This window comes from Pseudomonas sp. ML2-2023-3 (assembly GCF_037055275.1).
Taxonomy (GTDB): Bacteria; Pseudomonadota; Gammaproteobacteria; order Pseudomonadales; family Pseudomonadaceae; genus Aquipseudomonas.
In genome coordinates, this window is the sequence record NZ_CP146343.1 from 3,615,363 (window position 1) to 3,641,618 (window position 26,256).

At 58.2% G+C, this 26,256-nt stretch carries 20 protein-coding genes and 2 pseudogenes; 13 read left to right on the top strand and 9 right to left on the bottom strand.

Features of this window, described 5'->3' with window-relative positions:
- Nucleotides 1–87: 87 nt before the first annotated feature.
- Nucleotides 88–657 (bottom strand): YceI family protein, encoded by a 570-nt coding sequence (locus V6P94_RS16595; protein ID WP_338647752.1) that lies wholly within the window; start codon nt 655–657, stop codon nt 88–90.
- A 480-nt stretch (nt 658–1,137) separates the two neighbouring features.
- Here V6P94_RS16595 and V6P94_RS16600 point away from each other — a divergent pair, with 480 nt between their 5' ends.
- The 3 genes from V6P94_RS16600 to V6P94_RS16610 all read left to right on the top strand — a co-directional run bounded on the left by V6P94_RS16600 (nt 1,138) and on the right by V6P94_RS16610 (nt 3,832).
- Nucleotides 1,138–2,121 (top strand): DUF1852 domain-containing protein, encoded by a 984-nt coding sequence (locus V6P94_RS16600; RefSeq protein ID WP_338647754.1) that lies wholly within the window; start codon nt 1,138–1,140, stop codon nt 2,119–2,121.
- Between the two features lie 27 nt (nt 2,122–2,148).
- Nucleotides 2,149–3,183: a methionine synthase gene (locus V6P94_RS16605; protein WP_338647756.1), complete on the top strand. Its 1,035-nt coding sequence runs from the start codon at nt 2,149–2,151 to the stop codon at nt 3,181–3,183.
- 139 nt (nt 3,184–3,322) lie between these two features.
- Complete coding sequence (locus V6P94_RS16610) at nt 3,323–3,832, top strand: flavin reductase family protein (protein ID WP_338647759.1); 510 nt, start codon at nt 3,323–3,325, stop codon at nt 3,830–3,832.
- A 79-nt stretch (nt 3,833–3,911) separates the two neighbouring features.
- On the opposite strand, the gene V6P94_RS16615 is transcribed toward V6P94_RS16610, so the two are convergent.
- The 3 genes from V6P94_RS16615 to V6P94_RS16625 form a co-directional block, all read right to left on the bottom strand.
- Nucleotides 3,912–4,751, bottom strand: a complete 840-nt coding sequence (locus V6P94_RS16615) for a 5'-nucleotidase, lipoprotein e(P4) family (protein WP_133078634.1) — start codon at nt 4,749–4,751, stop codon at nt 3,912–3,914.
- Nucleotides 4,752–4,938: 187 nt separating this feature from the next.
- The gene (locus tag V6P94_RS16620; protein ID WP_338647761.1) at nt 4,939–5,307 is read right to left on the bottom strand and encodes a histone-like nucleoid-structuring protein, MvaT/MvaU family; all 369 of its coding nucleotides are present in this window, start codon (nt 5,305–5,307) and stop codon (nt 4,939–4,941) included.
- Between the two features lie 241 nt (nt 5,308–5,548).
- Entirely contained in the window at nt 5,549–6,370 is an 822-nt protein-coding gene (locus V6P94_RS16625) for a P-loop NTPase (protein WP_133078632.1), read from the bottom strand.
- Between the two features lie 1,012 nt (nt 6,371–7,382).
- Between V6P94_RS16625 and V6P94_RS16630 the strand changes: the two are divergent.
- The 7 genes and pseudogenes from V6P94_RS16630 to V6P94_RS16660 all read left to right on the top strand — a co-directional run.
- Nucleotides 7,383–7,625, top strand: a pseudogene (locus V6P94_RS16630) (ornithine cyclodeaminase); the annotation flags it as partial.
- Nucleotides 7,606–7,956 (top strand): annotated as a pseudogene (locus V6P94_RS16635) (amino acid permease); the annotation flags it as partial. The pseudogenes V6P94_RS16630 and V6P94_RS16635, both read left to right, overlap by 20 nt.
- A 154-nt stretch (nt 7,957–8,110) precedes the next feature.
- Nucleotides 8,111–8,446 carry a hypothetical protein gene (locus V6P94_RS16640; protein ID WP_338647764.1) on the top strand — a complete coding sequence of 112 codons (336 nt, stop codon included), beginning with the start codon at nt 8,111–8,113 and terminating at the stop codon, nt 8,444–8,446.
- Between the two features lie 588 nt (nt 8,447–9,034).
- Nucleotides 9,035–10,534 (top strand): glycolate oxidase subunit GlcD, encoded by a 1,500-nt coding sequence (gene glcD / locus V6P94_RS16645; protein WP_338647766.1) that lies wholly within the window; start codon nt 9,035–9,037, stop codon nt 10,532–10,534.
- Nucleotides 10,534–11,595 (top strand): glycolate oxidase subunit GlcE, encoded by a 1,062-nt coding sequence (glcE, locus tag V6P94_RS16650; RefSeq protein WP_219261758.1) that lies wholly within the window; start codon nt 10,534–10,536, stop codon nt 11,593–11,595. Before glcD ends, glcE begins: the two co-directional genes overlap by 1 nt.
- Before the next feature lie 3 nt (nt 11,596–11,598).
- Nucleotides 11,599–12,852 (top strand): glycolate oxidase subunit GlcF, encoded by a 1,254-nt coding sequence (glcF, locus tag V6P94_RS16655; protein ID WP_338647769.1) that lies wholly within the window; start codon nt 11,599–11,601, stop codon nt 12,850–12,852.
- A complete protein-coding gene (locus V6P94_RS16660) occupies nt 12,831–13,232 on the top strand; it encodes a heme-binding protein (protein ID WP_219261756.1) in 402 nt (133 codons plus the stop codon). The genes glcF and V6P94_RS16660 overlap by 22 nt, the downstream gene beginning before the upstream one ends.
- A 151-nt stretch (nt 13,233–13,383) precedes the next feature.
- Here the strand turns inward: V6P94_RS16660 and V6P94_RS16665 are convergent, their stop codons facing one another.
- The 5 genes from V6P94_RS16665 to V6P94_RS16685 all read right to left on the bottom strand — a co-directional run bounded on the left by V6P94_RS16665 (nt 13,384) and on the right by V6P94_RS16685 (nt 21,813).
- On the bottom strand, nt 13,384–14,811 hold the full coding sequence (locus V6P94_RS16665) for a sigma-54 dependent transcriptional regulator (protein ID WP_219261755.1): 1,428 nt from the start codon (nt 14,809–14,811) through the stop codon (nt 13,384–13,386).
- Nucleotides 14,780–16,258, bottom strand: a complete 1,479-nt coding sequence (locus tag V6P94_RS16670) for an ATP-binding protein (protein ID WP_219261754.1) — start codon at nt 16,256–16,258, stop codon at nt 14,780–14,782. Before V6P94_RS16670 ends, V6P94_RS16665 begins: the two co-directional genes overlap by 32 nt.
- A 100-nt stretch (nt 16,259–16,358) precedes the next feature.
- Entirely contained in the window at nt 16,359–17,375 is a 1,017-nt protein-coding gene (locus V6P94_RS16675; protein ID WP_326397827.1) for an SCO family protein, read from the bottom strand.
- Nucleotides 17,372–20,179, bottom strand: coding sequence for a multicopper oxidase domain-containing protein (locus V6P94_RS16680; protein ID WP_326397826.1), 2,808 nt, complete (start codon nt 20,177–20,179; stop codon nt 17,372–17,374). Before V6P94_RS16680 ends, V6P94_RS16675 begins: the two co-directional genes overlap by 4 nt.
- Nucleotides 20,180–20,361: 182 nt before the next feature.
- Nucleotides 20,362–21,813, bottom strand: coding sequence for a sensor histidine kinase (locus V6P94_RS16685; protein ID WP_219261751.1), 1,452 nt, complete (start codon nt 21,811–21,813; stop codon nt 20,362–20,364).
- Between the two features lie 282 nt (nt 21,814–22,095).
- Between V6P94_RS16685 and V6P94_RS16690 the strand changes: the two genes are divergently transcribed.
- Genes V6P94_RS16690 through V6P94_RS16700 form a run of 3 tightly spaced genes read left to right on the top strand, consistent with a single transcriptional unit; the run spans nt 22,096 to nt 26,246 of the window.
- Nucleotides 22,096–23,442 (top strand): hypothetical protein, encoded by a 1,347-nt coding sequence (locus tag V6P94_RS16690; RefSeq protein ID WP_219261750.1) that lies wholly within the window; start codon nt 22,096–22,098, stop codon nt 23,440–23,442.
- A 35-nt stretch (nt 23,443–23,477) separates the two neighbouring features.
- Entirely contained in the window at nt 23,478–25,727 is a 2,250-nt protein-coding gene (locus tag V6P94_RS16695) for an Ig-like domain-containing protein (protein ID WP_219261749.1), read from the top strand.
- A gap of 57 nt (nt 25,728–25,784) precedes the next feature.
- On the top strand, nt 25,785–26,246 hold the full coding sequence (locus V6P94_RS16700) for a curlin (protein ID WP_219261748.1): 462 nt from the start codon (nt 25,785–25,787) through the stop codon (nt 26,244–26,246).
- Nucleotides 26,247–26,256: the final 10 nt, after the last annotated feature.

Below are 26,256 nucleotides of genomic sequence, written 5' to 3' on the forward strand. Positions count from 1 at the left end.
CATCACTGGATGAACGTTACCCGCCGGTTGTATAGTTTTCCATCCAGCGTTCAGCACGAACCATCGGCCCCCAAACACCCAATACTCTCAGTGCTCCGGCGCAACCATCCGAAAGCGTATGTCGATGTCATCGGAAACCAGGCTGTCGGACCACTCCCCGGCACCGACCTTGAAGTCACTGCGCTTGAGCACCAGCTCGGCGTCGAAAATGCCAATGGTTCGATCTGACTTCAGCAGCACCGGCACTGTCACTTCCCGGGTAACTCCCTTGAGTGTGAGGTTGCCCGTAATCTGGTAACGATTGTTTCCCATGTCCTTGATGCGGGTCGACTCAAAGATCGCCACGGGATAAGCCGTGGTATCGAACCAGGCAGGCTTTTGCAGCTCGGTGTTGGCGTCTTCGCTACCGGCGTCGATGCTGTCGAGGTCGATGGTCAGCCTGGCCCGGGCCGCCTCGGGGTGTGCGGTGTCGAATTCGAGAGTCCCGACAAACTTGCCAAAGGTGCCATAGACCCTCGATCCCATCTGGTTGAAGGTAAAACTCAGGGTGCTGGCCGCGGGATTTACGCTGCTGTATTCGGCGGCATCCGCGCCGGGGAAAAAACCGAGGGTCACAGTAACAGCCAGTGCGGCGGAACGAAGAGATCGAGGGCTCATTGCATTCTCCAGGACCGGCCCCTTATGGGTCGACGTGTGTAGCAGTAGATAAACTCAAGCAAAGAATCGCCGTTTATTCCAGCCCGCAGACGGTTTAGAGCCCACGCTTTGCCTGACGGCACACAAAAGCGACTGATGGCTCGCAAACACCTGTCATTGCCCAGCAGCGTGGTCTTTTAAACAAGAGGGAGGATTGTTAGCCGCGATTAAATGAAATGGGCGCCATTAAAGTCGAGCCAACGCATTAAATTCTTCCAGACAGTAATGCCTGCAATTAAACGTAAATCCCATCATGAACAGGACTAACGATTTAGTGAAATCAATTCATTGTCGCTCAATCTATCGCCCGGCTTAAAATACGTCTTAATGACAGGCACTCTACATTTTACTGAGAAAAAAACCAGAAAATAACAGTGGAAAACACTGAAGAATAATAAACACATTCAGGACTTATCTCAGACATCAGGATGGCAAATTACAATGAACACCGCGTTCTCATTTACGATCAAGAGCCTTCGTTTCGACGAAGACTATCACCCCTCCGAAAATACGCGCATCACGACCAATTTTGCTAATTTGGCCAGAGGAAAGAGTCGCCAGGAGAATGTGCGCAACACGTTGAAGATGATCGACAACCGCTTCAATGCCTTGGCCCACTGGGACAACCCTAAAGGCGATCGCTACACGGTTGAACTCGACATTATTTCCGTCGAGATGAACATCGACAGTGAAAACAGCAGCACTGCCATCCCTTTGATTGAACTCCTGAAGACCTGCATCATTGATCGAAAAACCAATGAACGCGTTGACGGCATGGTCGGGAATAACTTCTCTTCGTACGTGCGTGACTACGACTTCAGCGTGGCGTTGCCGGGGCACAATGAGGGCCGGTCCAAATTCAGCACACCTGAGCATTTTGGCGACCTCCACGGGAATCTGTTCAAGTGCTTCGTGAATTCAAGCACCTACACGGATAACTTCAACAAATCACCCGTTATATGCCTGAGCGTCTCGAACACCAAAACCTACCATCGCACTGAAAACCAGCACCCCGTACTGGGCATTGAATACCAGCAGGATGAATATTCTTTAACGGATGAATACTTCAAGAAAATGGGGTTGAAAGTCCGCTACTTCATGCCGGCCAACAGTGTGGCGCCTTTGGCTTTTTATTTCTCGGGCGACTTGCTGGGTGATTACACCAACCTTGAACTCATCAGCACCATCAGTACGATGGACACGTTCCAAAAGATCTACCGCCCTGAAATCTACAATGCGAATTCGGCCGCCGGGAAATCCTATCAGCCCAGCTTGAAGCACCAGGACTATTCACTGACTCGAATTGTTTACAACCGAGAAGAACGTAGCCAGCTGGCTGTTGAGCAGGGCAAGTTTGTTGAAGAGCACTTTATCAAACCCTATCAGGCAGTACTTGAGCAGTGGTCGGCTAATTACTCTCTTTGACACCTAACATATTCAAGGTCTTCTAACATGAAAAAATTGCTACCCACTTCAACAGCTGGCAGCTTGCCTAAACCCGCCTGGCTTGCACAACCCGAGACACTGTGGTCTCCCTGGAAACTGCAAGATGAGGAGTTAGTCGAAGGCAAACAAGATGCCTTGCGACTGGCACTTCAGGAACAACAGCACGCGGGCATTGACATAGTCAGTGATGGTGAACAGACGCGCCAACACTTCGTCACCACCTTTATTGAGCACCTCAGCGGTGTTGATTTCGAGAAGCGTGAAACCGTCAGGATTCGTGATCGCTATGATGCGAGCGTACCGACGGTCGTGGGCGCGGTTGCTCGCCAAAAGCCGGTTTTTGTCGACGATGCCAAGTTCTTGCGACAGCAAACCAGTCAACCTATCAAATGGGCGCTGCCGGGCCCCATGACCATGATCGATACGCTTTATGACAATCACTACAAAAGTCGCGAAAAACTGGCTTGGGAATTCGCCAAGATCCTCAATGAAGAAGCCAGGGAATTGGAAGCTGCCGGTGTCGACATCATCCAGTTTGATGAGCCTGCCTTTAACGTGTTCTTTGACGAAGTGAATGAATGGGGGGTGGCGACCCTGGAAAGAGCAATTGAAGGCCTTAAATGTGAAACGGCTGTGCACATTTGCTATGGCTATGGCATCAAGGCCAATACCGACTGGAAAAAAACCCTGGGGTCCGAGTGGCGCCAGTATGAGGAAGCCTTTCCCAAGCTGCAAAAATCCAGTATCGATATCATCTCGCTGGAGTGTCACAACTCTCATGTCCCCATGGACCTGATTGAACTCATTCGCGGTAAGAAAGTGATGGTCGGGGCCATTGATGTGGCCAGCCATATCATTGAAACACCCGAGGAAGTTGCCAACACGTTGCGCAAAGCACTTCAGTTCGTCGACGCCGACAAGCTCTATCCTTGCACCAACTGCGGCATGGCCCCCCTGCCTCGCCAGGTAGCAAGAGGCAAGCTGAACGCATTAAGTGCAGGCGCAGACATCGTTCGAAGAGAACTCTTGAACCAGCGCTGAGTTAAAGCCGCAAGTGGCGTACGGGAAGCGGACTGTCGGGCCCGCTTCCAGCACTGGGCACCGCTCAAGTCAGCCGACATTCACGGCTACTTCAGGCCTTTTCTCACGCTCGGGTTGCACCCCATTTTCAGGACTTGCCATGTCACTTCCCAACACGACTATCGAGCCATTGAGCTTTCGCGAAGCGCTCGGGCACTACGCATCCGGTATCACGGTGATTACGTCACACCTTGATGGCGAGCCGATTGGCTTCACCTGCCAGTCGTTCTATAGCGTGTCGACGAGCCCGCCGCTGGTGTCATTCAGCGTCATGGCCAGTTCGGCCAGCTATCCAAAAATTCGCCAGGCTGGCCGATTCGTAGTCAATATCCTGTCGGGTGAGCAGGTCGGGATCTCCAACCAGTTCGCTCGCAAAGGCACGGACAAGTGGCACGCCGTCGAGTGGCAACAATCGCCGCTGGGTAATCCGATCATTGCCGGGAGCCTGCACTGGCTGGATTGTGAAATTCACGCCGAACATGCCGCCGGTGATCACCTGATCGTGATTGGCGAAGTGAAAGCGTTAAGCCTGCAAGCAACTCCAGTTACGCAGCCACTGCTGTATTTCAAAGGGCAATATTGCAACATCGCCACCCAGGGCGCTGTTTGAGGGATTACCTGCGCTGCCCTTCGTTATCCCTCCATCCATCAAGGATCTTTCTGGCCGCGAGCGCAGGTACATCTGTGTGTTACTCCTTGGGCTGCCAGGCGGTTGAACCCGCCGCCGCCTTGAACTTGCTGCGGTTTTCAGCCGTTGCAGGCGGTTCAGAGTCGCCAAATATCGCCTTGAGCCAATGCCCGTCGGTAGGGTTCGGGAAGATGATGAACTTGCGACCAAACTGCTCTTTATCTTCAGTCATCAGGTTCAGGCGTTGCTTGACGTCGGCAACGTAATACTTGCGCTTGAAGTCGTTGAGGTTGTCACCCAGCATCACGACCACGTCAAAATCCTTGGCGATCTCCAGCTGTCGGGGTTCTTTGTTGGAGCTGTCGCGATAAACCGTCAGGTGCTTATCGTCGGCAAAAGGCAGTTTGTTTTTACGGAGATTTTCCAGGGCATATTGAAAGGTATTTTCACCTTGATCACGGCTCGTGACATAGAAAACCTCTACCCCCTTGGAGTGTGCGTAGTTCAGAAACTCCAACGCTCCGGGTGTGGCAACAGGGCCATTGTCAGCAACCCATTTGTCCCACGCACCGTCATCAAAAAACTCTTTTCCCGAGTTGATCATGTAACCCCAGTAGCTGTTGCTGCCCAGAACGGTGTCATCGACATCGCTGATGACAGCCAAAGGGCGATCCCCCTTCTTGTGAGCCTGGAGTGCTCGATCGAGTTGCATCCTCGCTACATTGAAGCCTTGATAGTAAAGCGCTTCGAACTCGGCAGCCGTTTGCTTCCAGGCGACTGCGGCAGTCAATAGATTGGAAGGAGCAGCGCTGCTCTCTTCGGCAAAGGCTTGTGTTCCCTGAAGCATCAGAAGCGAGATGAGCAACGGTGTGGCTAGCGTTCGATTGGTTTTTATTTTCATTTTCTGGCCCGTACCACGAGGATTGAACAACTTGGACAAACACGCCAGGGAGTTCTACATCAGCCAAAGTTTCAGCTCAATGTGGGTGTCGCGTTTCTGGCTCAATGAGGCGTAATTCCCTCTTTTGCCACTGGGTCACGGGCCTTGAAGAGACGCCTGAGATTCACGTGCTCGATCCGTCCATGACTTATGTCAGTAGCCAGCTTCCGACCTGATCCGGGCCATGCTCCTTTTTCCAGGCCTGAAGCATCTTGTGATTGCCCCCCTTGGTCTCGACGACTTGATGGGTGTGCGGGTTCAGGTAACGCTTGAGAACCCGGGGAGTGCGCGGGGCCTTGGTCACACCCGCGCCGTTGTCGGTTGCACGAGCATCGACCGGTTCAAGCAAAGCCACGATCTGATGGAGGTTGACCCCGTACGCCTCCATCAGTGTGCGCAACTTGTGTTCAAACTCGGCTTCTACCTGAAAGGACTTGTCGTTCTTGAGCGCCTCCAGGACCCGCTGTTGTTCAATGATCTGGCGTTCGAGGTCCCGGTATCTGGCAACTTTAGACATTGGCTTATGCTCTCTGGATAAATACGGTGACGTGACAGGTCAAGGGGGAAACTCCCCCTGGTCCCTGCTGTTTCAAGTAATGATTTTCGTGATCGACACCCGAAGTGTATGTGACAGTGACTCACGACACCTGACACCCCTGAAATCAATAACGCTTGCGCCCGCTTGAAACAGGAAACTACAACTACCTGTATCAACAGACACAAAAAAACAGTTAACACTCAACGGCCAAACAACAACCTCATCTCATAGAGTTACTCACCAGTCCCTCTATGAAGAACTCTATGTGTCCTCGCGGACTGTTTGAAATTGGCCAGGCATCGATCTTTTGAGCAATAGCCCTGAATGCCTTTGCGCTCTTGGAACGCGGAAAGTTTCGGTAGACGGCTCGTTGTATATGCGCAGCCTTGCGGACCTCCTGATCGTACGGAATGGCCCCCACATACTGCAGCGTTACGCTTAAAAAGTTATCCGTAATCTTGACCAGCTTTGCGAACAGCCTTTGGCCGTCCATGGGATGGTGCTGCATATTGGCCAAGACCCGAAAACGGCTGATGCCATGGTCTCGATTAAGCAGCTTGATAAGCGCATACGCGTTGGTAATCGAGGTCGGCTCGTCACACACCACCAGCAAGACTTCCCGGGCAGCCCGAACGAAGCTGACTACCGATTCACCGATACCCGAAGCGGTATCAATCACCAGCACATCGAGCGTGTCAGCTATGTCGCTGAAGACCTGAATCAAGCCTGCATACTGAGCTGCAGACAAATGCGCCAGGCTCTGATCACCTGACGCGGCATGGGCAATGAGCACCCCGCCAGGCCCCCGCATCAACACATCGGTCAACTCGCAGCGGCCCTCGATCAGATCGGCAAGGGTGTACCGCGGGTTAAGCCCCAGCAGAACACCTATATTCGACAATCCCAAGTCAGCTTCCAGCAATACAACCCGCTTGCCGAGTTCTGCCAGCGCCAATGAGAGGTTAACCGCTACAACGGTCTTGCCTACGCCCCCCTTGCCGCTTGTAACGGCGATAACTTGTACAAAATGTCCGCCCTCCATTCTCTTCATTCCTTCCTTGTGTGAAGCATGAACACTCTGTAAAGCGAGGGATAACCAATAAGCTTAACCGATACCCCTGATTAACTTAGTTCGACTTTAGTCACTGAGACATGAAGTTGGATTTACTGTATGCCACGGTAAACCAGCGCTTCACCCACCTGCCCCAAGTAGTCTGACGAAAAATAATGATCGCCGTCAGCATCGAGCAACCTGCCCTGCAGGATGGCCTGACATTTAGCCACAAAAGCGGCTGCCCACTGTGCTTTTATTGTTAACAAGGGTCCCAACACCCCGCAAAAGCTGTTCAATCAGTCCTTAATCGGTCAGGAGTCCACACAAAACATGGTGCCATAACGGCTAATCTATAAAAAAATAAAACAAAAGAAAAGCCATATAAAACAAAATCCGGCCACGGGACATCAATAAGACATTTGAATGGCGCCAACAACCCGTCAATTCAAACACATAAAACAATAGATAACCGTCAAGCAGGTTACAGATCAGCAAGTTTAGTATTATCATCAACCCGGCTTCTTGTCCGGCACTGCACACCTGCCTTTCTGAAAACCATTAACTCGAAGAGCACGCCACGCTTCCTGGCGCCGAACAAAACAAGACATTAATTAACATCCTTATTAGTAGAACACCCTCGTAATGAACACTGTTTTACCCGCCTAAAAAACAACGCCAATGCAACTACAACCATGGACGGGCTTATGGACTCTGCAAACACCCCTCATTCCTGCCACCTGACGCATTATGTATCAGGCGAATCCCATCCCATTGAGGCAGCTATATGACCAACGTACCCGGACATGGCTGGATGTGGGCATATCGCAAGATGCGCAGCCTGTTGTGCCCGCCGCTGTCCTCTGCCTACAGAGCAACGCTGTATGCACTTCGAGGCGATACAGGCACTTTTTATAACAACCGCACTTATCAGAAAATCCGTCTCCGCCGGTAACTGCCCGGTGTTACTTCGTGGCCTGCCCCGCGATAGCCACACGGCTGTGACATTCAGCAACTGGCACCTGATTTTCCGGTCATCGAATATTTCCGCATTGTTCGGGACAACGGACCTGGACGCGAAAGCGATACCCAAGTCACGGTGTTCGACTCTGTAGGCATTGCCCTTGAAGATTTTTCTTCGCTTCGTTATTTACATGACCAGGCCCGCAAGTATGCCCTCGGTGAAGAAATCCACCTGGTACCTTCCCCGAATAACATCAAGAATCGGCCTGGCCGACCTGGGTAATGCGCCCCGCATCTTCAAGCGGCTCTCGAAAAACAGTGTTCCTCTCACCAGCCTGGCCTTCACCACATTCCTGATGCTGGTGGGCGTACTGCTGCTGCTCAGCATCCCTGAAGTCGTGACCGACTTTACAATCGTGTCGACGGTGTCGGCCATCCTGGTGATCTTTACCTGGTCGACCATCCTGGCGTCCTATATTGCTTATCGCAAAACACGGCCCGACCTGCATGCGCAATCCCGCTACAAGATGCCAGGAGGCCTGCCCGTGGCATGGTTGTCCCTGGCATTTGTGCTGTGCCTGCCTTCCCTGCGACCTGACACCCGCCTCGCCCTGCATTGAAGTGGGTCACGACCCGCTCGTACAGGTATCAGCTTTCACCGCTGGTCATAAAAGAAGAACCCGGCCTGAGCGTGAAGGTCAGACACGTTATGGCAAGCAGCGCGCCAAGCGCTGCCAAGAGTCAGCCATCCACAGTGGAGGTGTTGTCATGAGTGCCCTGACGATTGAAGGCTGGTGCAAAAACAGTCCCGGCGAAAGTCCCATCCCCGTCGGCGAGATCCATTTCTACGTCGACGGTCCCCTCCATCGACGCATGGAACAAGCAGAGGAACGCCTGCAGAAAACCCAGGAGCCTGAAGTCATGGTCGACGTCGACATGAGCACACTGGATCTGACCCTGCCCCAAGACTATGGCCCGTTGTCGGACTGCCAGATGCGCGTCTATTTGCACCTCGACCGTGGTCAGTTCCATTTGGTCGGGCATCAATCGAGCGACGGTAGCCTGATCTACACCAATGCGGTCCTGATTGACCAACTGCTCTAGGCGTCACTGCCTGCTCCAGAGATGCTCCGGCCCACTTGCCGCCAACAGGCGGTAAAGTGGCCAGATCATCCCGCCTTGCTCTGCCTTCACACCACCCGACAGCCCCTCCCTGGATCTACCGCCTGAAATGAGCTGGGGAACTACTGGGCCAGAGCCGGTCCAAACAGGCTCAAGTCATTGATTATGCAGATTTCAGGGGTCAGGTGATGAACAAGCAGGATGAAGGATGAGCACCAGGACAACCCACGGCTGGATATGGGCATACAGCAAGATTCGCGGTCTGCAATGTTCCCGATTGTCATCGGCCTACAGGGCCTCCCTCTACGTGATGCGCGGTGATACGGGAACGTTTCACAGCGATCTGAGCTGGCAAAAAAATCGTATCCGGCGCTGACCGGACAGCGACTACCCTCACCCCACAGACCTGCACGTTGCCCTGCGACGGGCTTGATTGTGCCATCGCAACCTTTACAAAACCGGTTCCACCCGCCAAACATTACATGGACAGGAGCGCGCCCGAGTCCAATGATGGACCGCTGCATCCGGATACAGACCTCTAATAAAAACAATCGAGTGTCGTGAGCCGCCATGAACATCCTTTACGATGAACGCGTCGATGGCATCCTGCCCGACGTCGATTTAGCCCTGCTGCTGCACACCTTGCAGGCACGTTTGCCGGACCTTGAAGTCCTGCATCAGCGTGAAGAACTCAAGCCCTACGAGTGCGACGGACTGTCCGCCTACCGCACCACGCCCCTGCTGGTGGTACTGCCTCGTCACCTCGACGAGGTGCAGGGTGTGCTGCAGATCTGCCATGAATTACGTGTCCCGGTCGTCGCACGCGGGGCCGGCACCGGTTTGTCCGGGGGCGCACTGCCGCTGGAAAAAGGCGTGCTGCTGGTGATGGCCCGTTTCAACAAGATCCTGCACATCGACGCTGCTGCCCGCACTGCACGGGTGCAGCCGGGTGTACGCAACCTGGCGATTTCCCAGGCGGCAGCACCGTTTGGCCTGTACTACGCCCCCGATCCCTCCTCGCAAATCGCCTGTTCAATCGGCGGCAACGTCGCGGAAAATGCCGGTGGCGTGCATTGTCTCAAGTACGGTTTGACCGTACACAACCTGCTCAAGGTCGACATTCTTACCGTAGAAGGTGACCCCCTGACCCTGGGTTCGGACGCGCTCGACTCCCCAGGCTTCGACCTGCTGGCGCTGTTTACCGGCTCCGAAGGCATGCTCGGCGTCATCACCGAGGTCACGGTCAAACTGCTGCCCAAGCCCCAGACCGCCAAAGTACTGCTGGCAGCATTCGATTCGGTGGAGAAAGCGGGTCGGGCCGTGGGCGACATCATTGGTGCAGGTATCATCCCCGGCGGCCTGGAGATGATGGACAACCTGGCCATCCGCGCCGCCGAAGACTTCATCCAGGCAGGCTACCCCGTCGACGCCGAAGCCATTTTGCTGTGCGAACTCGATGGCGTTGAAGCCGATGTACATGACGACTGCAACCGCGTACGCCTTGTGCTGGAGCAGGCCGGTGCCACCGAAGTGCGCCAGGCAAAAGACGAAGCTGAACGGGTGCGTTTCTGGGCCGGGCGCAAAAACGCCTTCCCGGCCGTGGGTCGCCTCTCACCCGATTACTACTGCATGGACGGCACCATCCCGCGCCGTGAGCTGCCGGGCGTGCTGCAAGCCATTGCCGCGTTGTCGGTCGAGTACGACCTGCGGGTAGCCAACGTGTTTCACGCCGGTGACGGCAATATGCACCCGTTGATTTTGTTCGATGCCAATCAGCCGGGAGAGCTCGATCGCGCCGAAGCCCTGGGTGGCAAGATCCTTGAATTGTGCGTGAAGGTCGGCGGCAGCATTACCGGCGAGCACGGTGTGGGTCGCGAAAAAATCAATCAGATGTGCGCGCAGTTCAACAGTGATGAGCTGACCCTGTTCCACGCGGTCAAGGCGGCCTTCGATCCCGGTGGCCTGCTCAACCCCGGAAAAAATATTCCGACCCTGCATCGCTGCGCCGAGTTTGGCGCCATGCATGTTCATATGGGGCAGTTGCCTTTCCCTGAACTGGAGCGTTTCTGATGCGCAGTGAACACGACAGGGATGACAGTCACCGCCTGCTGGAACAGGTCGAGCAGGCTCTCCAATACGCGACCCCGCTCCGTATTCAGGGCTCCAACAGCAAGATGTTCCTGGGTCGCCCGGTAGCGGGCGAAGTGCTCGACACAAGATCCCACCGGGGCATCGTCAGCTATGACCCGACCGAGCTGGTGATCACGGCCCGCTGTGGCACCCCACTGTCGGAGCTGGCCCACGTTCTGGATCAATCCCGACAAATGCTGCCCTGCGAGCCCCCCGCCTTCGGTGACGCCACGGTAGGCGGCATGATTGCCAGCGGGTTATCGGGCCCCCGCAGGCCCTGGTCGGGTTCGGTCAGGGACTACGTACTCGGTACACGGGTCATCACCGGGCACGGTAAACACTTGCGCTTTGGTGGCGAAGTGATGAAAAACGTCGCCGGCTACGACCTGTCGCGCTTGATGGCTGGCAGCTACGGCACCCTGGGGGTTGTGACCGAAGTGTCGCTCAAGGTACTGCCCAAACCGCGACAATGCCTGAGTATCAGCCTGGAACTGGATGCTGCTGGCGCCTTGCTGCGCCTGGCGCAGTGGGGCCAGCAACCGCTGCCGATCAGTGCGGCATGCCATGACGGCCAGCGCCTGCACGTGAGGCTTGAAGGGGGGGAAGGCTCGGTGGCGGCGGCCCATGAACGGCTGGGGGGCGAATGGCTGGACGCTTCGTACTGGACCGATCTCAACGAACACCAACTGAGTTTCTTCGATGAAACCCAGCCCCTCTGGCGACTGTCCTTGCCCAACAACACCCCGAATCTGGTCCTGCCCGGCAGTCAACTGATCGATTGGGGCGGCGCACAACGCTGGCTCAAGTCCGATGCCGATCCAACGCTCATTCGCCATGCAGTGACAGCAGTCGGCGGGCATGCGACCTGCTACCGGCACGGCCTTGTCGACAGCCCGTTCCAGCCCCTGCCCGCTGTACTGATGCGCTACCACCGCACGCTGAAACAACAACTCGATCCACGGGGCATCTTCAACCCCGGTCGCCTGTACGCGGAGTGTTGAACCATGCAGACCACCCTGAGCGAAAAAGCCCGCCAGCTGCCCCGTGCCCTGGAGGCCGAAAGCATCCTGCGCAGTTGTGTGCACTGTGGTTTCTGTAACGCCACCTGCCCGACCTACCAGTTGCTCGGCGATGAGCTGGACGGGCCGAGGGGACGCATTTACCTGATCAAGCAAGTGCTCGAAGGCCACCAGGCGACCGAAAAGACCCAGCAGCATCTGGACCGCTGCCTGTCGTGCCGCAATTGTGAAACCACCTGCCCTTCCGGCGTCGATTACCACAACCTGCTGGATATCGGCCGGGCCGTGGTCGACGCTCAAGTGCCACGGCCGCTTGGCCAGCGCTTGTTGCGTGAAGGCCTGCGCAGTGTTGTCCCAAGTACGGGCCTGTTCAGAAAGCTGGTCAGCAGCGGACAGGTCCTGCGCCCCTGGCTGCCTGCCCCCCTGCAAGCAAAGGTGCCCCGCCATGTGCCCTCAGCAAAACCCCGACCGACCAGCCGCCATGCCCGACACGTGCTGATGCTCGAAGGCTGCGTGCAGCCCAGCCTGTCACCCAACACCAACGCTGCTGCCGCCAGGGTCCTGGACAGGCTGGGGATCAGCGTCATGCCCGTCCGGGAAGCCGGTTGCTGCGGAGCCGTGGACTATCATCTGGACGCCCAGTCGGCGGGGCTGGATCGCGCTCGCCGCAACATCGATGCATGGTGGCCCGGCATTGAAGACGGTGCCGAGGCCATTGTGCAAACCGCCAGCGGTTGTGGCGCTTTTATCAAGGACTATGGCCACCTGCTCAGCCGCGATCCGGTTTATGCCCGCAAGGCGGCCAGGGTCAGCGCGCTGGCCAGGGACCTGGTTGAAGTACTGCGCGGCGAGCCGCTGGAACAGCTCGGCATACACAGCGATCAACGTCTGGCGTTCCACTGCCCTTGCACCTTGCAGCACGCGCAGAAGCTGACCGGCGCGGTGGAAACCCTTCTGACCGGCCTTGGATTCAACCTGACGGCGGTTCCCGACAGCCACCTGTGCTGCGGCTCGGCGGGCACTTATTCGCTGACCCAGCCTGAACTGTCCCGGCAACTGCGCGACAACAAACTCAATGCCCTGGAAAGCGGACACCCCGACATTATTGTGACGGCCAATATCGGTTGTCAGTCCCATCTCGACAGTGCAGGCAGAACCCCGGTCCGTCACTGGATCGAACTGCTCGAAGCCGCACTGCCCCAACCAGGAGAGCCTCCATGCAAACCAAAGCCGTACTGAGCCAAAAAGAAGTCAGCAAAATCCTTGCCGTGGCCCGTAGCGAAGCTCAGAACAACAATTGGGCCGTCACCATCGCCATTGTCGACGACGGCGGTCATCCGCTGGCCCTTGAGCGCCTCGACGGCTGTGCGCCCATAAGCGCCTACATTGCCACCGAAAAAGCCCGAACCTCGGCGCTGGGTCGGCGCGAGTCAAAGGGGTATGAGGAAATGGTCAACGGCGGACGCCACGCCTTCCTGTCAGCACCTCTGCTGACCTCCCTGGAAGGTGGCGTGCCGATCATCGTCGATGGGCACGTGATAGGTGCCGTCGGTGTGTCCGGGGTCAAGGCCGAACATGATGCGCAAGTGGCCAGGGCCGGCGCGCAATGCCTGAAATGACCCGGCCTCGATTCAGCGATCACCCAAACAAACAGCGCCTCTGTGGGAGCGGGCTTGCTCGCGATGGCATCACCGCGACGTGCCTGGCAGACCGCAGCACCCGCATCGCAGGCAAGTCAGCTGCCACAGATAGTATTGCCCGGCTTTGCACTCACCACTGGCGTTTGTCCGGGCGTTCCAGGCCAAGCTTTTCTATCCGGTAGCGCAACATGTCCCGGCTCAGCCCCAGCAGACGGGCCGACTTGGTGACGTTCCAGTCGGTCTTGTCCAGCATCTTGCGCACCATGTCCCGCTCTACTTCGGGCAGGTTCATCGACTCCATACCGTTATACACCGGGCGTGGTTCCTGATGCTGCACCTCGTGCTGCATCGGCGGCTCATCCACCAGGCTCAGGCACACGTTCAGTTGATTCGCAGCAATGGTGTCGCTCTGGGCCAGCAACACCGTTTGCTCAAGCATGTTGCGCAGTTCACGCACATTGCCCGGCCAGCTGTAACTGAGCAGCAGTTCTTCGGCCTGGTGGCTGAAATGCAGCAGCGGCTTGCCGTAGCGCTTGCCGTGACTGGCGAGGAAGTGCCGCGCCAGCAACAGAATGTCCTGACCCCGGCTGTACAGTCGCGGCACCTTGATGGAAATGATGCGCAGCCGAAAGAACAGGTCGCGACGGAATTTACCCTGTTGGACCATCTGTTCCAGGTTGCAATTGGTGGCGCTGATCACCCGCAGGTCGACCTTGCGCTCCTTGACCGAGCCCACACGGCGGATGGTCCGGTCTTCCAGCAACTTGAGCAGCTTGGCTTGCAGCAGCAGGTCCATTTCGCCTACTTCGTCGAGAAAAAGCGTACCGCCATCGGCCGCTTCTACCAGCCCCACTCGACGGTCCTTTGCATCGGTAAAGGCACCTTTCTCATGACCAAACAGCTCGGACTCCACCAGGTTGGACGGAATCGACGCACAGTTGAATTCAATGAACGGGCCTTTGCTGCGCGGCCCGTCGAAATGCAGCGCCCGCGCCACCAACTCCTTGCCTGTGCCCGTCTCACCTTCCACCAGTACCGGCGGCAGGTCGGTGTTGGCCATGCGGCGCTCGGCGTCGAGTAACTGGGTAATGGTGCCCTTGAGATACTGCATGGGCGCCGACTCGCCGATCAATGCCTGGACCCCGGATTTTTGCGCCTCGCGGTCCTGGTAAAACGACAGGGTGCGCTCCATGCGGTCCGTCGCCATGGCCTTGTCCAACAACAGCTTGAGCTCGGCCAGGGCAACCGGTTTGGTGACGTAATGGAAGGCGCCCTCCTTCATCGCAATGACCGCATCCTCGACGTTACCGTAACCGGTCATCATGATCACTTTCACATCCGGCGCGCTGTCGCGCAGCTTCTGGATCAGGTCATGACCACTCATGCCCGGCAGCGAGTTGTCGGTCAACACCACGTCCGGGGTGAAGGCCGTCATTTTTTCCAGCGCCTCTTCAGCCGAATGGCAGATCGTCACCTCGAAGTTTTTACGCTCCAGATAAGTCTGAATATTCTCGGCTAAAAGCTCGTCATCCTCGACCAGCAGAATGCTGTGTTCCATATTCTTCTCCCGTTGCCACTTTAAAGTTGAGTCGCACGCGGGTTCCTTCCTGCTCTCGGCTGGTCAGTTCGACCGAACCTTCAAAGCGCTCCATGATTCTTTTAACCAACGCCAGGCCGACACCCAGGCCGCCTTGCTTGGTGGTAAAAAACGGTTTGAAAACCATCTGTTGCTGCTGAGGGCTCATGCCTTTACCCGTATCGCTCAAGGTCATGCTCAATTGCCCCGGCTGCGAGGATTCGATGTCGATCGTCAGCACGCCGCCCTTGGGCATGGCCTCCAGGGCATTGGCAAACAGGCTGTTGAGGATTTGCGTGAGCAGCACTTGTTGACTGACTACCGGCTCGAACGCCGGGGCGTTGAACCGTACTTCGACATTCGAACTGCGGATCAGGGGTTCGAAAGCGCTCAAGGTGTCTTCGAGCGCCAGCACCAGATCCACAGCCTCGGACTCTTCCGTGGCCGGGCGCAAAGACACCAGCAGCTCACGGACCCAGCGCGACATGCGGTCGACCTGATTGATGATATCCCCGATGTTTTTCTGTGCGCTCTGGCTGGCAAGGCCCTGGGACAGTTCGGCGCTTGAGCGGATGTTTGCCAGCGGGTTGCGAAGGCTGTGGGCCACGGCCGAAGACATGGCCCCCAGGGCGACAAACGTTTCGTTGGCGATCAGCTGCTTTTGCTGGCTTTCGAGCAACCGGGCGGCGCGGCGCACAATCCAGAACAGCGCCAGGTAGATCACCAGCCCGCCCAGAATCGTCGCCAGCCAGATGCTTTTGAAACCGCGCTGAATGCGCGCGACCAGATCCGTAGGTTCCTTATAAATCTCAACCATGGCGATAACGTGACTTTTGTCGGCGTTGAACATCGGGATGTAGTTCTCGACGAACAGGTAATCGGGTTCGTGCAGCAGCCGTTGTTCAGGACGCTCATCGTCAATCTGGTGATAGCTGGTGGATACCGCTTCCTTCATTTCGAAGGACTGATCCAGCTCATCATCATTTTCGATACGCACGCCCACCAGTTCAGGGTTGGTTGACCACACCACCGTACGATCAAGGGCATAAACCGTGGCCAAAAGCAGATCCGGCAAGTGCTCCACATGGTCAAGAAACTCGATGCGCGCAGTCGCCCGCGTCTCGGGCGGAACATCCGGATAGGCGTTGTCCTGGCGCGGGTCGAGCATTTCACCCATGGTACGGCCAGGCGTAATCGAGGCATGGCGGATTTCTGCCGCGCCAATGGCCTGGATAAATTGCGCGGTCAGGATCGAGTCCCGTTCAATACTCTCTTCGACCAAAAAACGCGTGGAGATATGGCCCAGCCCCAGAGCGACGGCGGCGATGATCAGAAAGCTGCCCAGCGAAAACCAGCGCAGGAGGTTGAACTGCCCACGTTTTAACAGTTGCTCATTGGGATCGGCTTCTATTTTTTCGGGTAACTGCATGGGTGTTCCCCGGTTGCTGTTCTGAGCCTTTGCATTCGAGTTCAGAGTCAGTGTAGGCGCCCATTTTCAAGACGGGCGATACAATGATGCTATTTTGCCTCTACGGCGCTTGTGCAGCCAGAGACTGCTGTCGATCCGTCTCTTCCTGCAGGAAGCCAATAATGGCCTGTGCCGCGTTTTCATCCAGCCGCAGGTTGGGCATCGGGATCTTGCCGTAACGCTCGAACAGTTCCAGCGCCACGGGGTCCTTCTGCGCCAGCATGCGGTCCGGCTCGCGAATCCAGCGACTCAGCCAGACCGGGTCGCGCTGTCGTGTCACACCGATCAGGTCAGGCCCGATACTGCGCATGCCGATACCTTGCCCGTCCTGCATGCCCAGGCTGTGGCACGAGGCACAACGTGTACGAAACAGCTCTTCACCGTTGCTTGGGGGACGAATTTCAGGGGCATCGACATAGCTTTCTTCGGAGCTGGGCTGCTTCCAGTTTTGCAGGGTATTGGCCAACTGATCGGCCAGAATCCACGGATTTTCAAAGGGCGAAGCCTTCATCCAGCGACCGGTTTGCTGATTGCCCACGATCAGGCTGAGGTTGTGATCCTTGGTCCGGCCATTGTCCACACCGTCAATGAACAACCCGAGCTTGTGCCGCAGTTCGGTGACCGCGTCGAACTCGCCGGTGAGAAACTGCCAGCCTGGCCCTACCTTGAAGCGTTGCGCGTATGCCTTGAGCACCTGGGGGGTATCGCTCAATGGATCGATACTGATGGAGTAGAAGAAAATATCCTGGCCTACCCGATCACCCAGCAATTTTTGCACCTGGCGCAGGCGCGCCGTTTCAAGCGGACAGGAGTCACTGCACGAGGTGAAGATAAAATTGATCACCACCACCTTGCCCTTGATCATGTCATCAAAAAAACGCACCTGCCGACCGTCCTGGTCGGTCAGCAGGGTGTTGGGGAAGTAGTCTTCGCCCCAGGGCGTTACCTGTTCGCTGACCGCTGCCGGCTCGGCTTCGTGGCCCACACACACCTGGGTCCCCAGCAGGCAGGTGACCAGCAACATCAGGTGCATGCGCAGTGCGCGGCAGAGGGCTGCGTCGGCTCCTCCAAGGCTCATTTGGTCACCTGCACTTGAGGGCCCACGCCATCGCCTTTGCGGAAAGTAGGCAATGCCGCCGAGTTCACATAGCGCACCCCGTCCCAGCTCGGCAACGGCGTTGGCATCAACTGGAATTGCCCCGGTTTCTCGATGTCCCAGCGCAGCAGCATGGAGTTGTCCTCATGCTGGGTGTTGTGGCAATGCTCCATGTAGGTGCCGGCAAATTCGCGGAAGTTGATCGCCATCTCGACGCTGTCCAGGCCGTCCTTTTCCGAGCCGATACGGTACACGTCCTTGCGGGCCCATTTTTCCCATTCAGGTGGCGCCTTGCCGCCCCGGCTGAGAATGATCCCCTCCTCGAAGTGCACATGCACCGGATGGCTCCAGCCCTTGCCGCCAGCCTTGATGTTCCACACCTCAAGCGTGCCGAACCCGGTAGTGCCTGCATCGGTGGGGCCACTGGCCAACTGGGTGGCTGCATTGAGCCGCCGTGGGTCCATGTGGTAGCCGAAGCCGCCATCGGTCTTGACCGTCCAGGGCGCTTCGTCGGTGCCGTCAGAGCGGCCGAAGATGAACGTCCGGTGGCGGGCCTTGGCCAGCAGGGCCTTGTCTGCCGCATTGTCGCGGTGCAGCTTGAGCGGGATCATGACCAGGCCTTCTGCCTTGCCCGGCTTCGCCGGTTCATAAGCGGCGGGGTCCATGGCCAAATCCTGGCCGGTGTAAGCCTTGACGTTGAACTGCAACACCTTGCCCACCGCCGGATCCCCCTTGTCCCACTGCGGGCCTTTGCTCGACTGCTTGATCACCGCCAGGTATTTTTCGGAGAGCACATCGCCCAGTGCTACAGGTTCTTTGGGGCCCTTGCCATCGTCATGCACCAGCAGATTGACCAGGAACAGCTTGTCCCCTGGCTTGATACCGTTTTTTGAAAAATTGACGATGATGTCAAAGCGTTCGGCAATGCCCTGGGTCGGCAGGATTGCGTTGTGATTTTGCTTGTCGCCGTCCGCATCCAGATCCATTGAGCCGTCAAAAGGAACGCTGTGCTCCATGATGTTGCCGTCGTTGGCGATCATGTGAAACGGCACGCGGGCATAAGAGACACCAGAGCCTTTTGGCCCCTGGAACTCGCCGCTGGTGCCTTTGATTTCACGCACCATGGCCAGTTTGAAGTAGCGCGACACCGAACCATTGAGGATCCGGAAGCGGTAGCTGCGGGCACGCACGTCGAGCGTCGGCTTCCACTGCCAGTTCACCAGCATCTGGTCGCCGATGAAACCATCGGTGTTGAACGGGTTGAACCACAGCTGACCATTGGCGTCCCAGGCCTTGTCGGCGAGTACCAGGTTGACGTCGTAGTCACGGTTGCCCCACGCCAGCGCGCTGCCACTGGGCAAACGCAGGTTGACGCCGTCGTTCACCGCTTCGTTGCCACGGTCCAGGGCGCTGTAGTAGTTCATCATGGCCGCGTTGCCCTTGTAGACATTCTGCGCGGTGAAATCGAGCATGTGGTCGTGGAACCAATGGGTGCTCATGGTCTCGCGCCAGTCGCCACGGATCTTGATCGTGCCATTTTCGCAGGTCTTGCGACTGGGCTTGATATCGTTGGTCCACAGGGTTTCACCGGGCGAACACGGGAACGCGGCCCGAGGATCATGGGCGTCGGTGTTGATGCTGTCGTAGCCGGCCAGCTGGATCGGCCAGCGATAGTCGTAATATTGACCGGGGAAGAAGAACGCGTTGGCATAGCCGTCGCTTTCCGCTGGCGCGTGCCCGTTGTGTTCGTGGGTGCTGATGGTATGCAGGCCAAAGCCCATGTTGGCCGACGGGTCGATCGGCAAGCCGTTGTAGTGCCGCATCAGCACCGGCTGACCGTAGCGCACCATCAACAGCTTCGGTGGCAAGGTGCCGTCGAAGGTCCACACCGAGTTGTGGTTCTGCACCGGCATGCTCGGGTGAAAGCGTGCATCAACGCCTTTGGCTGTGCCATCGGTGGCCGGTACGCCCGCCACGTTGTGGTACAGGCCGCCGGGGCCGAACTCGCCCAGCGCATAGCCGTGCATCTGCCGACTGTCCCGCAGGCCGCCGTTGACACGCGCCCCGGTCTGCACTGTCTTGTAGGCCAGTTGCGGGTAAAACTCGTTCCAGCGCTGATGGGACCAGCCCTTTCCTGGCGGACGCCCTTCTGCAGACGAACCTATTCGCCGGTTGAGAAAGAACTCGATCTGCGCCTGCCACGGATTGCGATCCACGACATTGGAAAACTGGCTTGGAAACGGGGTCAGCCCCGGTTGGCGCAGGAAGGCGTCGAGGGCCGCACCGGGTGGCGCACTGCGTGCCACGCTGGCGGGATCCTGTTGCGGCAGCGGGCCAATCGCCGCGGGCGGAAATCCCAGGGGCGCTGCCGGTGTCGTGGGGTCCAGTTTTTCCGGACCGAACTCTTCGAACAGTACCAACTGCTGGGTAAACGGCTGGGCCCCGAACAACGGGCTGGGTTTGCCGTTGGTGGGGTAATTGAAGCTGGTCTGCTGCGCGGGCGGCAAGGCGTTCTCCTGACGCTCGGTTGCGCGGGTGCCCTTGACCCCATTGGGCAGGTCGAAGGAGTCCTGGTTGGCTTCCGGCATGGTCAGGATGGCATTCAACGCTGCCTGCTCATCCGCCGGTTCATCTACAAAAGCGGATGGGTCTGACGGTTCGGGCTGTCGCTCGTCGTCAATGGGGCTGGCATGCAGAGGCGTGATGCCCATGATCATGGTCAGTAGAACGCTCAGCGGAGCAAGCACACCGAGCCACTTGGAAGGGAATCGCGATTTTATGTCCATCACCAGCCGCCTCGAAGTCATAAAGGGGGTAATGGGGACGGTGCAAGGAGTCGGCCAATTTTAAACAATTACTTACAAATAAAATAAAATCATTAAAAACAATTGCTTGCTCACATATCATTTAAAGAATCGAGTGCATCCATCCGGGGATGCACCCGCTAATGGGGAAAATTCACACCCGTTTACTGGGGTATTAACTTGAAAGTGAGGTGCACACACGTCCCCTCGCCCTTTGAACTTTGCAGGCTTGCCGAGCCGCCGTAACGCTCCATGGTCCGCTTGACCAGCACCAGCCCCACCCCAAGCCCGCCTTGCTTGGTAGTGAAAAACGGACGGAACGCCATACTGCGCTGCTCCTCGTTCATGCCTCTGCCGTTGTCACTCAACACCACGCTCACGCTGCCGGCATCGTTTGAAACCAGCAAAATGGTCAAGGTTCCACCCTTGTCCATCGCGTCCAGAGCGTTGGACAACACACTGTTGAGAATCTGGTTCAACTGCAGCTGCTGGCTAAGCACCAGCGGTGTGGAGTGCGGCTCGAATTCAACCCGGATCGAGGCCTTGGCTATCTGCTGCTCGAAAGCCACCAGGCTTTCATACAACGCCGCCACCAGATTCACCGGTTCGGGTTCACCGCTGAGCGGGCGCAGGGACTGCAGCAATTCGCGAACCCACTTGGACATCCGGTCAACCTGCAGCACGATGTCGTTTATGTTCTTGTGGGCGGCGCCACCGTCGAACTCCAGCGCCAGCTCGGCGCTGGAACGTATGGTCGCCAACGGATTGCGCAGACTGTGGGCAACCGCCGAGGACATTTCCCCCAGGGCGACAAACGTTTCGTTGGTCACCAGCTGTTTCTGCTGTGCCTCAAGCAGCATGGCGGCCCGGCGTACGATCCAGTACAGGCCCAGGTAAATCAGCCCTCCGCCCACGGCAGTGGCCAGCCAGATCAGCAGCAATCCCCGGACCATGCGGTCGATCAGGTCGCTGGGCTCCTTGTAGATCTCGACCATCGCCGTGACCTTGTCGCCATCGGCATCGAACAACGGAATGTAGTTTTCGATAAAGACGTATTTCGGCGGGACTAAGAACTTCTGTTCCATACGGGCTTCATCGACATTGTGATACCTGGCCGACACGGGCGTCTTGGAGTTGAAGGCCAGGTCCAGGTCTTCGTCGGCGTGGATCGTGGTGCCGATCAGCTCCGGGTTGGTTGACCAGATGACGGTGCGGTCAGGGGCATAGATGTTGGCAAGGATCACGTCCGGCAAGTGCTCGATATGATCCAGGAATTCACCTCGGGCGCTGGCGCGTGCCTTGGGGTCGACGTCGGGGAAGTCCTTGTCCTGGCGCGGATCGAGCAACTCACCCATGGTTCTGACATTGGGGATGGATACATGGCGAACCTCGGCCGAGGCAATCGCCTGGATAAACTGGGAGGTCAGCAACCCATCGCGGTGGACGCTCTCGGCAATCACGAACTGGGTCGAAACGGCGCCCAGTACTGCCGCGACTGTGCCGATCACTGCGAGGCTGATCAGCGAGTACCAGCGCAGCATGTTGAACGCTGGCTTGCGTGAGCCCTTGCGCTCATTGGCCTGGACGACCCGAAGTGTTTTAGTCAGCACACTCATAGACGTTGCTTCCAACATTGTCCCCTCTAGGGTTATAGCCCACTTATGGGCGTTTGCCCGACTCCGGGTGTGACTCACCGCCATCCCCCCGCTGCCCCCCAACTGACCCCAGGTGTGGGGACAGATGCCCGCCCTGAAAACCTGGCTGATCCGCTGTTCAACGGCGCGAGGCGCTTGTAGCCGGGGCTTTCAGGGACATTACGGGCTGTTGGTATGGAATTTGCCAAAACCCTCCTAACTGGCCCACCTCCGAGGGGCAGGTTTCCATTAGAGGGAATACACATGCACCCTTTACTGTCCAAAACGGCGGCCGTTCTGGCCGTCAGCGCCCTGGCCCAAAGCATTTCCCAGGCAGCGCTGTTTGCAGTCGACACCGGGCCTTACACACCTGCCAACGGCGGCTTTGCCGCCTGGTACCAGGACAGCCACGGCCGTACCCTCGACTTGTGCCTGTCCAAAGCGGTGAGTTCCCGGGTGCCCGGCACACCGGGTGCACCGACCTACATGTGCAACCTGCTGCCAACCCCCGGCGTATTCGATGATGCACAGCCCGTGGTGTTTCCCACCAACTTCCCTGACGAAGCGTTCTGGTTCACTGCTGACGGCACCATCGTCGATGCCGCCAGGGGGATCAACCTGGCCTACGGCTCGGCGATCGAAGCGGCCTTCGCCGCCGATGAGCCGATCGAGGGTGACCAGATCAGTTTTGCCCGCGTGCGGATTCGCGTCGATGTACCCACTGCCGGTACGTACGTGATCACCCACCCCTACGGTATCGAGGTGTTCACCGTCGACACCCCGGGGCGCCGGGCAATCAATATGACCCGGGACATCGGCATCGGGGCCCCCAAAACCTACGATGGCGCCCTCAAGGGCGATATCGGGCCGTTCCTGCGCAGCGTCAACGGCCCCTACACCGAAACCAACCCGGTGAGCGGTGGCGCCGAACAGTTCATCGGCGACCCGAACCTCACCGAAGCCGTGACCGGCAGTCCGTTCAACACCAACTACATCCGCATCGAAGGCCCCGGCGGGCTGGACTTGCGCAGCACGGTGTTTGCCGTCTCGGGCAAATTGTCCACCGTGGTACGGCCAACACCGCTGATCACCCAACGCAGCACCTACTCACGCAAACAGGGTGCCAGCGCCCCCATCGCCCAGCAGGACGTGTTTGTCCTGGCACCTCCGCCTCCGGCCACTGTTTCCCTTAGCAGCAGCACCCCGGCGCTGAAACTGACCGAAGCCGACACCACCGGGAGCTGGTATGTCCAGAACCCGGTCAATCCGACCTTGCCAACCACCTTGCAAGTCACGGCCGACAACCATCTGGCAATTGCCAGCAGTACGCCGACCACCCTGCCCATGGCACTGACCGACCTGGTGGTGATCCAGCGTGCCGAATACAGCCTGAGTTCCGGGCAACTGACTCTCGTGGCCACGACCAGCGATGAAACCTCGCCGCCGGCCCTTACCGCCACGTCCGGCACCGGTGCTGCCATCGGCGCATTGAGTGGCAGCGCAGCGGTGAAAACGCTGACCACGGGCATCTCGCCGATCCCGCCAGCCAAAGTCCGCGTGACGTCATCCAATGGCGGCAGCGATATCGAAGAAGTGGTCATTGTGCAATGAACGCTCACATGCCCAGACCCCCATCAGGAGGCATCATGAACAATTGGCCACGCCTGGCGCTCAACGCCCTGGGACTGACTCTATCGCTGACCGGCAGCGCATTCGCTCAACTCGCAGCCGTCGACCCTGGCCCCTACACCTTTGCCACTGGGAAATTCCCCATGTGGTATCAGGACAAAAACCTGCTGTCGATGGAACTGTGCCAGTCCCGGGCAGCCAGCTCGCGGGTAGCGGTCAGCGTGCCACCGGCCTACATGTGCACGCTGCTGCCGGAGCCGGGCATTTACGACGACACCCAGCCGATGGTGTTTCCGGACAACTGGCCACCAGAAGCCTTCTGGTTCCTCGCCGAAGCCACCATTCCCGCTGTGGGTAACAGCGGCTTTGAAATGGACGCCTACGTGGCCGGGATCGAAGCCGCCTTCGCCTCGGAAAACCCGGTGGACGGCGACCAGCAGAGCTTTGCGCGCATCCGCATCCGGGTCTCGGTTCCCGTTGCGGGGGTCTACACCATTACCCACCCCTATGGCGTGGAAACCGTCAACGTGACCACACCGGGGCGCAGGGCAATCAACATTACCCGCGACGTCGGCATCGGGGCGCCGGGCAACTTCAGCGGCGCGGTAAACGGTGCCATCGGGCCGTTCCTGCGCAGCGTCAACGGGCCTTATACCGAAGTGAACCCGGACACCGGCGCCGTCGAAACCTTCGTGGGTGACCCCAACCTCACCGAACTAGTGACCGGCAGCCCCAACAACACCAACTTCGTGCGTATCACCGGGCCGACGGGCACTATCCAGACCAGCCTTTTCAGTGTCGCTGGCAAGGTGCTCGACAACCGGGCGCAAACGCCAGTCGAAATTTCACGCGCGACCTACCGACGGACCACTGCCGGCGCTGGCAGCAATACTCGTGTCGAAGTGTTCGCCAAGGGCGCGAACACCTCGTCCGTGTGCTTTCGCGAATCCATTGCCCTGGTCGCCGGGCCACCCCAGTCGCCTTGCCAGACCAACCTGATTGGCGACAACAATGGCCTCTTCTTCGGGCAACGCTTGCTCACCGGAGCCGTGCCACCGGTCGTGGTGGTGACGGCCACCAACCCCACCGGCACCACACGCCCGACCTCGGTGTCGAGCAAGCTGACCGACCTGGTGAAAATCCAGACTGCGCGCTATAGCTGGGACAACAAAAGCCTGGTGATCGAGGCCACCTCAACCGATGAAGTGGCCATTCCAGACATGGTTGCCCAAGGCTACGGACGCCTGTCCAAAACCGGTACCTTGCAGAAGATAACCGTCGCCGGCCTGGTTCAACCTCCAGCCAGTGTAACCGTCAAATCTGCAGCGGGGGGCAGTGACACCGAACCCGTGGTGGTTGTGGGGACTGCGCCGAACATCGGCGCCAATCAGCCGCCGATCGCCATTGCCGATACCGGCAGTACCAGCTCCGGCGTGCCGATCACCCTCAACCTGCTGGCCAACGACAGTGACCCGGATGGCAACATACCGCTCAGCATCACCGCATTGACCCAGCCTCCTGCCGGGCAAGGCACAGTGGCCCTGAGCGGCAGTACCGCGGTCATCTACACCCCACCGGCAGTGGTCAATGCACCGCTGACCACCACCTTCACCTACAAGGCACAGGACATCAAAGGCCTCGCCTCGACCACGGCAGCCACCGTCAGCATTACCGTTGCGCCAAACCGGCCTCCAGTCGGCGTCAACGATGCCGTCGCGACCCTGGGTGTCGCCATTCCGATCAGTGTGCTGGCCAACGACACCGACCCGGAAGGCAACTTGCCGCTGGCAGTCGCCAGCTTCACCCAACCGGCAGCGGGTCGCGGCACAGTCACCAGCAATGGCACGGTACTCACGTACACCCCGCCCGCCACGGTGACAGCGGCCTTTACCACGACCTTCACCTACACCCCACGGGACAGCCTGGGAGCGGTCGCTACCGCACCCGCCACGGTAACCGTGCAAGTCTCGCCAAGACCGGCGGCGGAAACCTTTACCGTCACCACGGCAACCGTCTCGGCACGCTCCAACAACCGCTTCACCTGGGACTTTGCCGGTACATCATCGGTGGTCACCGGCAATACCATCACCATCCAGGTCAGCACCCCGACCGGGCTGGCAACACTGGGCACTACCACGGTACCGGTGACCGGGCGCTGGCGCCTGACGGTGAACAACATCACCACCGTGGCGCCGTCGGCCAACCCGACCGCGACCATCACCTCGTCCCAAGGCACCGTACGTACCGTGTCGGTTACCGCGAACTGAGCCTGTGCCCCATCAGCCGTGCGCTGATGGGGCGCAACTCCTGCCAGAGGACACCCCATGAACACTTCAACCGTCGTCCTGCTCTGCATGCTTGCGCTGGGTTGCGGCGCGGGCGCGCAGGCCGATGACTTGATGGAAAACGACGACCTCGGCGCCGCATCCGACCTTGGCGAGTTGCCCGCGCCGGTTGGCCAGCAGGCATTGATCCAGCAGTACGGACAGGCCAATACCGCCAACGTGCAACAGAACGGCCAGTCATTGCTGGGCACCATTGTGCAGTCCGGCAGCAATCAGGAAGCCTTCATCCTGCAACAGGGCAACGACCTGATGGCAATGATCACCCAGCAAGGCAGTGGCAACAGCGCTGACATCAGCCAGAGCGGCAGTCACAACCGTGCGCAGATATCCCAGAACGGCAACAACAACGACGCCACCATCGATCAGGCCGGTACGGGGCTGCAAAGCGCCGTCAACCAGGCAGGTAATGGCATGAGCGTTTCAGTCAAACAATATCGTTAAAGCACTGCGC

Bases quoted from the DNA above. Each gene is read 5' to 3' on its own strand.
- V6P94_RS16595 (WP_338647752.1), bottom strand. From the start codon at position 657: ATGAGCCCTCGATCTCTTCGTTCCGCCGCACTGGCTGTTACTGTGACC.
- V6P94_RS16600 (WP_338647754.1), top strand. From the start codon at position 1,138: ATGAACACCGCGTTCTCATTTACGATCAAGAGCCTTCGTTTCGACGAA.
- V6P94_RS16605 (WP_338647756.1), top strand. From the start codon at position 2,149: ATGAAAAAATTGCTACCCACTTCAACAGCTGGCAGCTTGCCTAAACCC.
- V6P94_RS16610 (WP_338647759.1), top strand. From the start codon at position 3,323: ATGTCACTTCCCAACACGACTATCGAGCCATTGAGCTTTCGCGAAGCG.
- V6P94_RS16615 (WP_133078634.1), bottom strand. From the start codon at position 4,751: ATGAAAATAAAAACCAATCGAACGCTAGCCACACCGTTGCTCATCTCG.
- V6P94_RS16620 (WP_338647761.1), bottom strand. From the start codon at position 5,307: ATGTCTAAAGTTGCCAGATACCGGGACCTCGAACGCCAGATCATTGAA.
- V6P94_RS16625 (WP_133078632.1), bottom strand. From the start codon at position 6,370: ATGGAGGGCGGACATTTTGTACAAGTTATCGCCGTTACAAGCGGCAAG.
- V6P94_RS16640 (WP_338647764.1), top strand. From the start codon at position 8,111: ATGAGTGCCCTGACGATTGAAGGCTGGTGCAAAAACAGTCCCGGCGAA.
- glcD (WP_338647766.1), top strand. From the start codon at position 9,035: ATGAACATCCTTTACGATGAACGCGTCGATGGCATCCTGCCCGACGTC.
- glcE (WP_219261758.1), top strand. From the start codon at position 10,534: ATGCGCAGTGAACACGACAGGGATGACAGTCACCGCCTGCTGGAACAG.
- glcF (WP_338647769.1), top strand. From the start codon at position 11,599: ATGCAGACCACCCTGAGCGAAAAAGCCCGCCAGCTGCCCCGTGCCCTG.
- V6P94_RS16660 (WP_219261756.1), top strand. From the start codon at position 12,831: ATGCAAACCAAAGCCGTACTGAGCCAAAAAGAAGTCAGCAAAATCCTT.
- V6P94_RS16665 (WP_219261755.1), bottom strand. From the start codon at position 14,811: ATGGAACACAGCATTCTGCTGGTCGAGGATGACGAGCTTTTAGCCGAG.
- V6P94_RS16670 (WP_219261754.1), bottom strand. From the start codon at position 16,258: ATGCAGTTACCCGAAAAAATAGAAGCCGATCCCAATGAGCAACTGTTA.
- V6P94_RS16675 (WP_326397827.1), bottom strand. From the start codon at position 17,375: ATGAGCCTTGGAGGAGCCGACGCAGCCCTCTGCCGCGCACTGCGCATG.
- V6P94_RS16680 (WP_326397826.1), bottom strand. From the start codon at position 20,179: ATGGACATAAAATCGCGATTCCCTTCCAAGTGGCTCGGTGTGCTTGCT.
- V6P94_RS16685 (WP_219261751.1), bottom strand. From the start codon at position 21,813: ATGAGTGTGCTGACTAAAACACTTCGGGTCGTCCAGGCCAATGAGCGC.
- V6P94_RS16690 (WP_219261750.1), top strand. From the start codon at position 22,096: ATGCACCCTTTACTGTCCAAAACGGCGGCCGTTCTGGCCGTCAGCGCC.
- V6P94_RS16695 (WP_219261749.1), top strand. From the start codon at position 23,478: ATGAACAATTGGCCACGCCTGGCGCTCAACGCCCTGGGACTGACTCTA.
- V6P94_RS16700 (WP_219261748.1), top strand. From the start codon at position 25,785: ATGAACACTTCAACCGTCGTCCTGCTCTGCATGCTTGCGCTGGGTTGC.